The following is a 13,418-nucleotide window of genomic DNA, read 5'->3' as shown; positions in this document are numbered from 1 at the left end:
TCCTGCCGTTGACCCGGGTTGAATCGGGAACACCGCAAAAGGAGACGCCAGCGCACGGCCATCGACTTGATGTCGATACGCCATCGATTCCGCTTGTGTCCCGGGAGACCAGCATGCTTCACAAGCTTTCGATACGCGCGAGTCTGACCCTGATGGTCGCCTTCTTTGGCGTCGTGCTCGTGATTGGCGCGGCGGCAGGTTTGCTGTCGATGCGCGCGGGCAACGACGCCATGCAGGACATGTACACGGTCGACACGCCGGCCGTCGCCGATCTCGAGGGCAGCGCGGGCCAGTTGCTGCGCCTGCGGCTCGCGCTCGCCACGTATGCGTCGCTTGCCGATCTCGGCGACCAGGACGGCGCCCACGCCGTGCTCAAGCGCTTCGACCAATACCTGAAGATCTCGAACGAACGTCTCGATCACTATCTCTCGATCGTCTCGGGCGACGAAGAAGACCGCCGCCTGATCGCCCAGATGCAGGACAAGCGCAACACCTTCCTGCACGAGGGCGTCGATCCCGCGCTGGCCGCGCTCAAGGCGGGCGATCGCAACACCTTCCAGGAACTGCAGGCGCACAAGCTCCCTGCGCTCTACAACGGCTTCGAAAAGGCCATGCTCGTGCTGGAGCAACGCCAGATCGAGCGCGGCGCGCAGCGCTATCGCGAGGCGCAGGCGCGTTTCAAGGCAGTGAGCATTGCTGTGGCCGTGGGCATGGTGCTCGCGCTCGTGTTCGCGTGGCTCGCTCGCGTGGCGCTGATCCGCGCGATTGTGCATCCCGTTAGCGCGGCGGTCGAGCAGTGCGAGCGGATTGCCTCGGGCGATCTGGGCGCGGCGGTCGCGCTCGCGTCGCGCAACGAGATGGGCCGGCTCTCGGCGGCGCTGCAGCGCATGCAGACGGCGCTCATCAACATGGTGGGCACCGTGCGTGACGGCGCCCAGTCGATCGACACCGGCGTGAGCGAGATTGCCACCGGCAACACGGATCTTTCGCAACGCACCGAGGAACAGGCCGCCTCGCTCGAACAGACGGCGGCGAGCATCGAGCAGCTCACCTCCACGGTCAAGCAGACGGCCGGCAACGCGCAGGAAGCCAGCGCGCTCGCGCACGGCGCGTCGGGTCTCGCGGCGCGCGGCGGCGAGCTCGCGCGCGAAGTGGTGGGCACGATGCAGCACATCGTCGACGATTCGCGGCGCATTGCGGAGATCGTCGGCGTGATCGAGGGCATTGCGTTCCAGACCAACATTCTTGCGCTGAACGCCGCCGTGGAAGCGGCGCGCGCGGGCGAGGAGGGGCGTGGCTTCGCCGTGGTCGCGGGCGAAGTGCGCTCGCTCGCGCAGCGCAGCGGCGCGGCGGCCAAGGAGATCAAGGCGCTCATCGACACCTCGACCTCGCGCGTCGAAACCGGCGCGGGCCTCGTGGAGCGCTCGGGCACGACGATGGAGGAGATCGTGGGCGCGATTGCGCGCGTGAGCACGATCATGGACGAGATCGCCACGGCGGCGAAGGAGCAGAGCACCGGCATCGACCAGGTCAATCTCGCGGTCGCGCAGATGGACCAGGTCACGCAGCAGAATGCGGCGCTCGTCGAGCAGGCGGCCGCGGCGGCGGCGTCGCTGGAGGATCAGGCGCGGCGCCTGAGCGCGGCGGTGGCGGTGTTCAGGACCTGAGGGCGAACCGCCTGGGGACCTGGCCGGAGAGGGCGCTGGGGGTGGATGCGGCGCTTCGCGCTATCATTGCCCCCATGACCGACGGGGTCGCCCCGATCGAAGCCGAATTTCACGCCGATTCAAGCCGACGATGGCCACAAAAAACACGACAGGCACCGCGCGCCGCAGCGCGGGGCCGGGCAAGCGCGCCGCGCTGCCACCCGAGGAGACGCTCCCCGACACCGAAGCCGGTGAAGCGGGCGCCAATGCAGACGAGGAAAGCGCGGGCACGTCCACCTATCTCGTGCCGGGCCTCGAGCGGGGCCTGCGCATTCTCGCCGAGTTCTCGGCGCGCGAGCCCGTGCTGGGGGCGCCTGAACTTTCGCGGCGCATTGGCATTCCGCGCACGACCACGTTTCGTCTGTTGCAGACGCTCGAAGGGCTGGGCTTCATCGAGCGCGCCAACGGCGACCGGCAGTACCGTTTGAGCGTGGCGGTGCTGCGCCTGGGCTTCGAGTACCTTAGTTCGCTCGAGCTTACGGACTTTGGGACGCCGGTGCTGGAGCGCCTGCGTGACGCTACGGGCCTGAGCACGCATCTGCTGATTCGCGACGAGCGCGACGTGGTGTTCGTGGCGAAGGCGCAAACGCGCGAGCCGATGTTCAGCTCTGTGAAGGTCCATGTGGGCACGCGCTTGCCCGCGCATGCGACCGTGCACGGTCAGGTGTTGATGGGCGACCTCACGCTTGGCGAATTGCGGGCGCTTTATCCCGAGAAGCAGCTCGAACGCTATACGGACCGCACGCCCGCGACCGTGGCCGATCTCTATGCGCGGGTGCGCGAGTTTGCGCAGCAGGGCTATGCGGTGAGTGAAGCGTCGTTCGAGACCGGTATTTCGGTGGTGAGCGCGCCGGTGCGCGATCAGTCGGGGCGGATTGTGGCCGCGCTTACGGCGACGGTGCCGCGGTCGGATATCGGTGAGGGCGAGCGTGGGCCGCTCGTGGGTACTGTGTGTGCTGCGGCGCTCGATTTGTCGATGCGGCTTAATTATCGGCCTGCGCCGGCTGATCCTACTGCGGTTCAGGCTGCGCAGGCGCCTGTTGCTAAGAGCCGTAGTCCGCATTTGCTCTGATGCGGTGGGAGGTGGCCTGGGATGCGCCTCCAGGCGTGGTGTTGGTTTTTTGGTGCGGTTCTTTGTGGCGTTGGCCTTAACCTGTTTTCGCGGCGGGCCGCAGGCGTTGCCCCTGTGCGGGGCGGCACCTACTTTTCTTTGCCGCGGCAAAGAAAAGTAGGCAAAAGAAAGCCGCTCACACCGCTAGTGTGACGCAGTTCACCACTGCCCTGTCCATCGGAGCGGCTCCGGAGCGTCTGTCACCACGCGACGTCACCCGGAGTGACTAAGGGCTCATCCATCCGGCGGCGCTGCGCGCGCCGTGGGGCATATCCAAAACCAGTGGGATGCACGCGTATTCGTAGGACTCCAGCGTATTCGATCGGCGCTCGCCCACGCATTCGCCAGCCAGAACGCCCGTGCATTCACTAGTCAGCACCCCAAAGCATTTACCGGCAGGAACCCAGCGCATTTACCGATCAGCACGCCCGCGCATTTACCGGTCTGCACCTTCGCGCACTTACCGGGCGGCACCCCAGCGTATTCGCCGGCCAGCGCGCCCGGTTTTCCTTGCAGACCCTTCCGCCCGCGCGTAGCGCGCGGCGGGAAGGATGAGCCCCTTGTCACTAACGTGGAGTGTGCGAGGAGACAGATGCCCCGGAGCCGCTCCGATTAATAGGGCAGTGGGGGACGGCGTCACACTGGCGGTGTGAGCCGCTTTCTTTTGCCTACTTTTCTTTGCGGCTGCAAAGAAAAGTAGGTGCCGCCCCGCACAGGGGCAACGCCTGCGGCCCGCCGCGAAAACAAGTTAAGGCCAACGCCTTGAGCTTAAAGCACTCAGAACGAGTGATGAATCCCCGTAAGCACGATAGCCTGATTGCGTCCGCTGGACACGCCCGCCGTGAAAAAGGCCGCCTGCGCACTCGAATTCGCGTGCTCATAAAGCGCATTCACATAAACCTGCGTACGCTTCGAAAGCGAGTAAACGTCGCCGATCATCACCTGGCTCCAGCGCCGGCCCTCGAGCGTCGAGGTCGCCGCACCGCCCACCACGCTGTTGAACGCCGTGACCTGGTAGTTCGCGCCGGCATCGTAGCTCTGGAACGTATCGGACTGGCCGCCGGACTCCAGCTTCGTGCGCGTATACAGCCCGTGCAAAAGCACTTTGCCAAACGAATACGACGCGCCAATACCCATATTCTCCACCTTGTCGGCCAGATAAGTAGCCGCAGGCTGATCCTGGAACGTCGTGATACCCGTAGTCGCAATCGACACCGTACGATCATGCTCGTTCGACCAAGTGGCGCCAGCCTTGAACGGACCATTCGCATAACTGAGCGAAAAGCTCATCGTGCGGCCATCCGAAAAGTTCGTGGTATTGCCGAAGCCGAACATCGCGCCCGCCGTAAAGCCATACCACGTGGGCGAGCGGTATTTCACCGAGTTGTTGTAGGGCACGACGCCGGTATCCGCGAGCTCGTCGATATTGCCCGGATGGAAGGCATACCAGCTCCCCGCGAGATACGCCGTGCTGAACGGGTCGAGCACGTCGAACGAAAAAGGCGTCTGATGACCGAGCGTGAGCGTGCCGAACTGGTCCGATGCGAGACCCACGAACGCCTGACGGTTAAAGAGCGTATTGGCCACCGCCATCGCGCCCGTGTTGGTGTAGAAACCGTTTTCGAGCGTGAAGATCGCCTTGAGACCGCCCCCCAAGTCTTCCTGGCCGCGCAGGCCCCAGCGGTCGGGCTGCGTATTGCCCTGCTCCTCCATCCACTTCGAATGGCCACCCACGTTGCTGACGTAGGCCACGCCCGCATCCAGACTGCCATATAGCGTGACGCTGCTCTGCGCCCATGCAGACGAGACGGCGCAGATTCCCGTCAACCCCGCGGCAATGAAGTGTTTCAACTTTGGACTCCTGATCGTATGACGAAATGCCGGTGTGATCATCCGGCAGACCCAATCCCTCGGCGTTGCGCGGCGCGCTTCTAGCGGCGGCTCACGTTCTTCGTTGTATGTTCCATATATGGTACGACGTACTGTGTATGGAACGTTTTGGGAAGTATAGTGACTCTCGCGCGACGCCAAAATACTTTTTTTGGACGGTAGTTCCCCCAGGTACGCACACGCGGCGGTTGGCTCGATACGCGCGTAAGTGCCCGCACCGTAAGCGTTTTGGCAACTTTGGCGGCACGCCCGGTGGCGTTGTTCATGTCCCTTTCAAAGTTGCGCTCGGTGTTTTCCCCAGGCGCAGCGGATTTCTATTTTCTCCCCGCCGGAACGTTCCTATAATGACCATACATAAACTAATGTTCCTTATATGGAACACGGTTGATCGAGAAAGGTGAGAAATGGCTGAAGAATGGCGCTGCGCCGGGCATGCCGGCGATCTGTCCGAAGACGCACCGCTCGAGTTCAAGCTCGACGGCACGGAAATCGGTATCTACAAGGTGGGCGACGAGGTCTACGCACTCGAAAACGTCTGCCCTCATGCATACGCGTTGCTGACGCAAGGCTTCGTCGATGGCGACACCGTCGAATGCCCGCTGCACGAAGCCGTGTTTCATATCCCAACCGGGAAGTGTCTCAAGGAGCCTGGCGGCCGCGATCTGAAGACGTACGCGGTGCGACTCGCTGGTGAAGAAATCCAGATCAAGGTGGAATGACATGCGTGAAGTCCCCGTGAATTTCAATCCGTTGCTCAAGCCCTGGCTCGCGCCGCAACCGAACAACGTGGCCGGCAAGGGCGTGATCGAGCAGCCGGGCCAGACCGAAAACCTGGTCTGGCAAACGCGCAAGGCCGAGCCCACGCAATACGAGAACGATTTCGGCGACGCGCTCGAACAGGTGTTCGAAGCCGGCGCCACCGAGCTCGACGAAGTGGTGGCGGGCCTGAACCGCATCGGCTTCCGCACGCCGGAAGGCACGGCCTGGAACGCCGAGCGCCTCACCGCCGAATTCCGTCTGCTCGCCGAATGAGCCCGGCTCCGGAAACACGGAACCACGGCAAACACTGAACACGGAGACCCCACATGACGTCCCCCACGCCTGAAGCCACCGGCAGCGCCGACCCGATTCGCGCCTATCTCGACCGCGGCATCAAGAACTACTGGTATCCCGTTGCGCCGAGCTGGCAAGTCGGCAACGCGCCCATCGGCATCACGCGCCTTGGCGAGCAGATCGTGCTGTGGCGCGATCAGGACGGCCAGGTCCACGCACTCGAAGACCGCTGCCCGCACCGCGGCGCGCGTCTGTCGCTCGGCTGGAATCTCGGCAACCGCGTGGCGTGCTGGTATCACGGCATCGAAGTCGACGGCAGCGGCACCGTGCAGAACGTGCCGGCCGTTTCGGCCTGCCCGCTCGAAGGCACGAAGTGCGTGAAGTCGTATCCGGCGCAAGAGCACGCTGGCGCGGTCTTCCTCTGGTTCGGCGACGAAGCGCACAAGGAACCGGCGCCGCTGCAATTGCCCGAGGAGCTCGTGGGCGACGAATATGCGAGCTTCCTGTGCATGTCCAACTGGAAGTGCAATTACCAGTACGCCATCGACAACGTGATGGACCCGATGCACGGCGCCTACCTGCACGCGACCTCGCACTCGATGGCCGAAGGCGACAAGCAGGCCGACATGCGCGTGCGCAAGACCGAGAGCGGCCTGATGTTCGAGAAGGTCGGCCAGCGCGACGTCAACTTCGACTGGGTCGAGCTCGGCGAAACCGGCTGCCTGTGGATGCGCCTCGCGATTCCGTACAAGAAGAAGTTCGGCCCGGGCGGCAACTTCGGCATCATCGGCTTCGCGGTGCCTGTGGACGAAGACAACTGCCAGGTCTACTTCTGGCGCACCCGCAAGGTGCAGGGCTGGCAGCGCGACGCGTGGCGCTTCATGTACCGCAACCGCCTCGAAGGCCTGCATTGGGACGTGCTCGAGCAAGATCGCTACGTGCTCGAAAGCATGGCGCCGAATGCACGCGATCACGAGTTCCTCTATCAGCACGACGTGGGCATGACGCGCGTGCGCCGCATGCTGCGCCAGCGTGCTCAACAGCACTTCGCCGAGCTTGACGCGCTGCGCGCCCAGCATGGCGAGGCCGCGCAAGCCGCAGGGCACAGCCATGCATGACGCCCAGCTTGCGGCGCAGGCAGCGCTTGCCGGCCGCCGCGTGATCGTCACGGGCGGCGCGCGTGGACTGGGTGCGACGTTCGTGAGCGCGCTGGCCACGACCGGTGCGCGCGTTACCTTCGGCGACGTGCTGCACGATGCGGGCGAGGCGCTCGCGAAGTCGCTGGCGGCCGAGGGCCACGACGTGGCGTTCGCGCCGCTCGACCTCGCGCAGCCCGAGAGCATTGCCGCATTCGTCGATGGCGCCGCGCAACGCATGGGCGGCGTGGATGCGCTCATCAACAACGCGGCCATCACGAACTCGGGCGGCAAGCTCGCGCAAGAGATCAGCGTGGCCACGTGGGACGCCGTGATGGACGTGAACGTGCGCGGCACCTGGCTCATGTGCGCAGCGGCGCAGCGCTGGCTGCGCGAGTCGGGCCGTGGCGCCATCGTCAACATCGCTTCGGATACCGCACTTTGGGGCGCGCCCAGGCTGCTCGCCTACGTGGCCAGCAAGGGCGCCGTGATTGCGATGACGCATTCGCTCGCACGCGAGTTCGGTGCGGATGGCATCACCGTCAACGCCATTGCGCCGGGCCTCACGGAAGTGGAAGCCACGGCCTACGTGCCGGCAGAACGCCACGCGTATTACCTCGAAGGGCGCGCCCTGCAGCGTGCCCAGGTGCCCGAGGATGTCTCGGGCCCGGTGTTGTTCCTCTTGTCCGACGCGGCGCGCTTCGTGACCGGACAACTGCTGCCGGTGAACGGCGGCTTCGTGATGAATTGATTTCGTGGAATTGAACATGAGTTCTCAGGAACCCAAGGAGAAAACGATGGCCGATGCCGATATCGAGTGCAAGTCGTGGGACCGTCCCGCCGACGCGAGCTTTGACGACTGGATGACGAGCCGCGTGGCGCGCTATGAAACGCGCCGCTACGACTGGGACGCGCTGAAGTTCCAGGCCGACTACGACCCGAAGTACCGCCGCGCGCAGATGCGCTACGTGGGCACGGGCGGCACCGGCGTCGCGAAGGACACGAACACCGTGCCCGCGGGCGGCTTCACGTTCTCGACCATGGTGATTCCGGCCGGTAACATCGGCCCGAGCCATATCCATATGGATGTCGAAGAAATTTTCTTCGTGCTGCGCGGCAAGATGAAGGTGATCTGCGAGAAGGACGGCGAGACGTGGGAAGCCGTGCTCGGCGAACGCGACCTGATCTCGGTGCCGCCCGGCGTGTACCGCACGGAAATCAACGTCGGCGAGGAAGACGCGCTGATGTGCGTGATGCTCGGCTCGCCCAAGCCCGTCACGCCGACTTATCCGCCGGATTCGCCGCTCGCGAAGATCAAGCGCGAAGCGAAGTAACGCGACGCAGGCAAGCGACGCAGTCAAGCCAACCACCCACGACTCCGCAACGGACCACCCAGTCATGAACGAAGCGATCGACACCGCCGCCTCATCGGCCGCCGCGCTCGAAACGCGTCTCGCGCGCTTTGCGCTGCGCGAGGCCCGGGCCGGCGAGGCGCGCGTGAGCTATCGCGAGGCAGCCGGCGAGAGCGGTAAAGAGGCACTGCCGCTCGTGCTGCTGCATGGCATTGGCTCTGGCGCGGCTTCGTGGGTGCAGCAGTTCGAAGCGCTTGGCGAGGCGTTGGAAAATCCGCGCCGCGTGCTCGCGTGGGACGCGCCCGGTTATGGCGCTTCCACGCCGGTCGCGAGCGCGTCGCCCGTTGCCGCCGACTATGCGCGTGTGCTGGCCGGCTGGCTCGACGTGCTCGGCATCGAGCGCTGCGTGCTGGTGGGCCATTCGCTTGGCGCGATCATCGCGGGTGCGTTCGCTGCGGCCCATCCGGCGCGCGTGAGCGGCTTGCTGCTGATTTCGCCCGCCGGAGGCTACGGCGCCGCCGATGCTGCCGTGCGCGAAGAAAAGCGCAATGCGCGCCTCGCGATGCTGGCCGAACTCGGCCCGCAGGGCCTCGCGGAAAAGCGCAGCGCGAACATGCTCTCGCCGTACGCAGACGCCGGCTCGCGCGCCTGGGTGCGCTGGAACATGTCGCGCGTCGTGCCGCACGGCTATGCGCAGGCCACGCATCTGCTCGCGAACGCCGAACTCGCTGCCGACCTCGCGCGCTGCGTGGGCAAGGTGCCGATGGCCGTCGCGGTGGGCGCCGAAGACACGATCACGACGCCGGCGGCCTGCGAGCGGCTCGCGCATATCGCGCAGGCGCCGTTTCAGACCGTGCCGTGCGCGGGTCACGCAGGCTACATCGAACAGCCCGACGCATACAACGCGCTGATCGATGCTTTCTGTTCTGCATACTAAGTACTACGGAGCTTATAGAATGACACCCGACGTCGCCAGCGCGTCCCCCGACGCCGACGCAGACCGCAACGACACGAGCTACCGCGTGCCGGGTCTGGAACGGGGCCTGCGCATTCTGACCGAATTCTCGCCGCGCGAGCCGGTGCTCGACGCGCCCGAACTATCACGGCGCCTCGGCATTCCACGCACCACGGTGTTTCGTCTGCTGCAGACGCTCGAATCGCTCGGCTTTCTCGAGCGCGCCGACCGCGACCGCAACTATCGCCTGGGCGTGGCCGTGCTGCGCCTCGGCTTCGAATATCTGAGCTCGCTCGAGCTGACCGATCTCGGCCTGCCGCTGATCGAGGCGCTGCGCGACGCAACCGGCCTGACCACGCACATCGTGATTCGTGACGGACGCGACATCGTGTTCGTCGCCAAGGCGCAGAGCCACGCGCCCATTTTCAGCTCGGTGAAGGTCAATGTCGGCACGCGCCTGCCCGCGCATGCCACGACGCACGGCCAGGTGCTGATGGGCGATTTCACGCTCGACGAATTGCGCGCGCTCTATCCGGAGCCGCGGCTCGAACGCTATACGCCCTCCACGCCGGAAACCGTCGAGGCGCTCTACGAGCGCATTCGCGAGGACGCGGAGCGCGGCTACGCCGTGAGCGAATCGTCGTTCGAGCGCGGCATTTCGGTGGTCTCGGCGCCGGTGCGCAACGACTCGGGCCGCATCGCCGCCGTGGTGACGACGACCATTCCGCGCCCTGGCATCGACGCGCAGTTGCTCGACAGCGGCCTGATCGACAAGGTGCGCCACGCCGCTGACGAACTCTCGAAGCGTCTGAATTATCGGCCGCAACTCCGGCCGCAAACGGCTGCCCACGCAGCCGGCAGGAAATCGCCTTACATGAAGGCATTGGGGATCAAATGATTGAACTCGACTTGAGCGGCCAGGTTGCGGTGGTGACGGGCGGATCGTCCGGCATCGGCCTCGCCAGCGCCGAACTCTTCTTGCGCGCGGGCGCCTCGGTCGCGATCTGCGGCCGCGACAGCGACCGCCTCGCACGCGCGGAGCGCGAACTGCGCGAGCGCCATCCGCAGGCGCAACTGCTTGCCGCGCGCTGCGACGTGCTCGACGCCAGCGACGTGGCCGCCTTCGCGGCCGCAGTGGAACAGCGCTTCGGCCGCGCCGACATGCTCGTGAACAACGCGGGCCAGGGCCGCGTCTCGACCTTCGCCGACACCACCGACGAAGCCTGGCGCGAGGAACTGGACCTCAAGTATTTCAGCATCATCCGTCCGACACGCGCGTTCCTGCCGATGCTGCGCCACGCGGCACAGCAGGGCAACGGCACCGGCAATGCCGCGATCGTCTGCGTGAACTCGCTGCTCGCGCTGCAGCCCGAGCCGCACATGGTGGCGACCTCGTCGGCGCGCGCGGGCGTGCTCAGCCTCATCAAGTCGCTCGCGGTGGAGCTCGCGCCCGAGCACATTCGCGTGAACTCGATCCTGATCGGCATCGTGGAGTCGGGCCAATGGCGCCGCCGCTACGAGAACGACAGCGAGGCGCAGGCCGCCGGCCAGAGCTGGGAAGACTGGACGCGTGAGCTCGCCCGCAAGAAGCACATTCCGCTCGGCCGCTTCGGCCGCCCCGAAGAAGCCGCACAGGCACTGTTTTATCTGGCCACGTCCCTGTCGTCCTATACGACGGGCAGTCATATCGATGTATCTGGAGGCGTTGCACGTCATGTCTAATCAAACCACCGTCGGCGAACTGATCGCCGCCTTCCTCGAACAATGCGGAGTCCAAACCGCTTTCGGCGTGATCTCGATTCATAACATGCCGATCCTCGACGCCATCGGCTGTCGCGGCAAGATCCGCTATGTCGGTGCGCGCGGCGAAGCAGGCGCGGTCAACATGGCGGACGGGCTCGCGCGCGTCTCGGGCGGTCTCGGCGTGGCGTTCACGAGCACGGGCACGGCGGCGGGCAACGCAGCGGGCGCGATGGTCGAAGCCCTCACGGCCGGCACGGCGCTCTTGCACATCACCGGCCAGATCGAAACCGAATACCTCGATCAGGACCTCGCCTATATTCACGAGGCGCCCGATCAGCTGTCGATGCTCCAGTCGATCTCGAAGGCCGCATTCCGCGTGCGCTCGGTCGAGACGGCGCTGCCGACGATCCGCGAAGCGGTGCGCGTGGCGCAAACCGCGCCGAGCGGCCCGGTGAGCGTGGAGATTCCCATCGACATTCAGGCCGCGCTGACCGACTGGCCTGCCGATCTGAGCGCGCCGCATCTGACGACGCTCACGCACGACGAAGCGCGCGTGGAGCAACTCGCGAACGAACTCGCGAAAGCCAAGCGCCCGCTGCTGTGGCTCGGCGGCGGCACGCGCCACGCGCGCGCTGCCGTGGAGCGTCTCGTCGCGCTCGGCTTTGGCGTGGTGACGAGCGTGCAGGGCCGCGGCGTGCTGCCCGAAGATCATCCGGCCACGCTGGGCGCGTTCAACGTGAGCCCCTCGGTCGAGCGTTTCTACAAGACCTGCGACGCGATGCTCGTGGTGGGCTCGCGCCTGCGCGGCAATGAAACGCTCAAGTACAAGCTGGGTCTGCCGCAGCCGCTCTATCGCGTCGATGCCGACGCGCTCGCCGACAATCGCGGCTACCGCAACGCGCTGTTCGTGCACGGCGATTCGGCGCGCGTGCTCGACGCGCTCGCCACGCGCCTCGAAAACCGCATCAAGGTCGATCCGCAATTCGCCGCCGATCTGGCCGAGGCGCGCGAGATCGCCGTGTCGGAAACGGCGAAGGGGCTCGGCCCGTACCGCCGCCTCGTGGAAGCGCTGCAACATGCCGTGGGCCGCGACTACAACTGGGTGCGCGACGTCACGATCTCGAACAGCACGTGGGGCAACCGCCTGCTGAAGATCTTCTCGCCGCGCGCGGGCGTGCATGCGCTCGGCGGCGGCATCGGCCAGGGCATGCAGATGGCGATTGGCGCGGCGCTCGCGAACGCCGCGGCGAAGACCGTGTGCCTCGTGGGCGACGGCGGCCTGATGGTCAACGTGGGCGAGCTCGCGACGGCCGTGCAGGAGAAGGCCAACGTCATGATCGTGCTGATGAACGACCAGTGCTACGGCGTGATCCGCAACATTCAGGACGCGCAGTATGGCGGGCGCCGCATGTTCGTGGATCTGCATCAGCCGGAGTTCTCGCAGTTCTGCGCGAGCCTCGGCCTCAAGCACTACCGCCTCTCGTCGCTCGACGACGCGGACGCTGTGATCGGCGAAGGCATCGCGTTCGAGGGCCCGGTGCTGCTCGAGGTGGACATGAAGTCCGTGGGCAGCTTCGAGACCGCGTTCGCAGGCCCGCCGGTGCGCAAAGAGGAACCCCAACATGCATAACAGCCAGGCTAACTCCATGCCCCACGCACCTATCGACATCGCGATGATCGGCTTCGGCGCGATCGGGCAGACCGTGTATCGCGCGGTCGCGGCGGACCCGCTCGTGCACGTCTCGCACGTGATCGTGCCCGAGCAGCACGCCGCTGCCGTGCGTGGGCAGGTGGACGGCGCGGTGGAGGTGGTCTCGTCGGTGCACGCGCTTTCAACGAAGCCGCAATTCGCGCTCGAATGCGCGGGCCACGCGGCGCTCATCGATCACGTCGTGCCGCTGCTGCAAAGCGGCACCGATTGCGCGGTGGCCTCGATCGGCGCGCTCTCCGACGTCGATCTGCTCGAGCGCCTCTCGCTCGCCGCCGACGCAGGCGACGCCACGGTCACGCTGCTCTCCGGCGCGATTGGCGGGATCGACGCGCTTTCGGCAGCGAAGCTCGGCGGCCTCGACGAAGTGCTGTACACGGGCCGCAAGCCGCCGCTCGGCTGGCTCGATACGCCGGCGGAAAAGGTCTGCGATCTGCGCACGCTCACGAAGGAGCAGGTGATCTTCGAAGGCAGCGCGCGCGAAGCGGCGCGGCTCTTTCCGAAGAACGCGAACGTGGCGGCCACCATCGCGCTGGCGGGCCTTGGCCTCGACCAGACGAAGGTGCGCCTGATTGCCGATCCGGCCGTCGAGCGCAACGTGCACCGCATCGTCGCGCGCGGCGCGTTCGGCGAGATGTCGCTGGAGATGTGCGGCAAGCCGCTGCCCGACAACCCGAAGACCTCGGCGCTCACCGCGTACAGCGCGATTCGCGCGCTGCGCAACCGGGCCGCGCGCTGCGTGATCTGACGAAGCGATTTTGAAG

Annotated in this window: 13 protein-coding genes; 12 read left to right on the top strand and 1 reads right to left on the bottom strand. The window is 65.9% G+C overall.

The features are described from left to right. Positions 1-113 precede the first annotated feature (113 nt). Positions 114-1,667 (top strand): methyl-accepting chemotaxis protein, encoded by a 1,554-nt coding sequence (locus E1956_RS41270; protein ID WP_134759081.1) that lies wholly within the window; start codon positions 114-116, stop codon positions 1,665-1,667. Positions 1,668-1,797: 130 nt separating this feature from the next. Then, positions 1,798-2,778: an IclR family transcriptional regulator gene (locus E1956_RS41265; protein WP_134759079.1), complete on the top strand. Its 981-nt coding sequence runs from the start codon at positions 1,798-1,800 to the stop codon at positions 2,776-2,778. Between the two features lie 816 nt (positions 2,779-3,594). Here the strand turns inward: E1956_RS41265 and E1956_RS41260 are convergent. Then, positions 3,595-4,710: a porin gene (locus tag E1956_RS41260; RefSeq protein WP_197732998.1), complete on the bottom strand. Its 1,116-nt coding sequence runs from the start codon at positions 4,708-4,710 to the stop codon at positions 3,595-3,597. A 401-nt stretch (positions 4,711-5,111) separates the two neighbouring features. Between E1956_RS41260 and E1956_RS41255 the strand changes: the two genes are divergently transcribed. From E1956_RS41255 to E1956_RS41210, 10 genes are all read left to right on the top strand, one after another. Next, a complete protein-coding gene (locus E1956_RS41255; RefSeq protein ID WP_134759076.1) occupies positions 5,112-5,426 on the top strand; it encodes a non-heme iron oxygenase ferredoxin subunit in 315 nt (104 codons plus the stop codon). 1 nt (position 5,427) lies between these two features. Beyond that, positions 5,428-5,739 carry a recombinase-like helix-turn-helix domain-containing protein gene (locus E1956_RS41250; RefSeq protein WP_134759074.1) on the top strand — a complete coding sequence of 104 codons (312 nt, stop codon included), beginning with the start codon at positions 5,428-5,430 and terminating at the stop codon, positions 5,737-5,739. A gap of 53 nt (positions 5,740-5,792) precedes the next feature. After that, complete coding sequence (locus E1956_RS41245) at positions 5,793-6,878, top strand: aromatic ring-hydroxylating dioxygenase subunit alpha (protein ID WP_134759072.1); 1,086 nt, start codon at positions 5,793-5,795, stop codon at positions 6,876-6,878. Further along, positions 6,871-7,647, top strand: coding sequence for an SDR family oxidoreductase (locus E1956_RS41240; RefSeq protein ID WP_134759070.1), 777 nt, complete (start codon positions 6,871-6,873; stop codon positions 7,645-7,647). Before E1956_RS41245 ends, E1956_RS41240 begins: the two co-directional genes overlap by 8 nt. Positions 7,648-7,693: 46 nt before the next feature. Next, a complete protein-coding gene (locus E1956_RS41235; protein WP_134752837.1) occupies positions 7,694-8,230 on the top strand; it encodes a cupin domain-containing protein in 537 nt (178 codons plus the stop codon). A 64-nt stretch (positions 8,231-8,294) separates the two neighbouring features. Continuing rightward, a complete protein-coding gene (locus tag E1956_RS41230; RefSeq protein ID WP_134759068.1) occupies positions 8,295-9,185 on the top strand; it encodes an alpha/beta fold hydrolase in 891 nt (296 codons plus the stop codon). 19 nt (positions 9,186-9,204) lie between these two features. Further along, positions 9,205-10,101: an IclR family transcriptional regulator gene (locus E1956_RS41225; protein ID WP_134759066.1), complete on the top strand. Its 897-nt coding sequence runs from the start codon at positions 9,205-9,207 to the stop codon at positions 10,099-10,101. Continuing rightward, a complete protein-coding gene (locus tag E1956_RS41220) occupies positions 10,098-10,925 on the top strand; it encodes an SDR family oxidoreductase (RefSeq protein WP_134759064.1) in 828 nt (275 codons plus the stop codon). The genes E1956_RS41225 and E1956_RS41220 overlap by 4 nt, the downstream gene beginning before the upstream one ends. Beyond that, on the top strand, positions 10,918-12,576 hold the full coding sequence (locus E1956_RS41215) for a thiamine pyrophosphate-binding protein (protein ID WP_134759062.1): 1,659 nt from the start codon (positions 10,918-10,920) through the stop codon (positions 12,574-12,576). The genes E1956_RS41220 and E1956_RS41215 overlap by 8 nt, the downstream gene beginning before the upstream one ends. Continuing rightward, positions 12,569-13,402: an aspartate dehydrogenase gene (locus tag E1956_RS41210; RefSeq protein ID WP_134759060.1), complete on the top strand. Its 834-nt coding sequence runs from the start codon at positions 12,569-12,571 to the stop codon at positions 13,400-13,402. Before E1956_RS41215 ends, E1956_RS41210 begins: the two co-directional genes overlap by 8 nt. Positions 13,403-13,418 lie beyond the last annotated feature (16 nt).

Source organism: Paraburkholderia pallida (assembly GCF_004524855.1).
Lineage (GTDB): Bacteria > Pseudomonadota > Gammaproteobacteria > Burkholderiales > Burkholderiaceae > Paraburkholderia > Paraburkholderia oxyphila.
The sequence above is the reverse complement of the archived record's forward strand: the minus strand, read 5'-3'. Positions and strand labels throughout refer to the sequence as shown.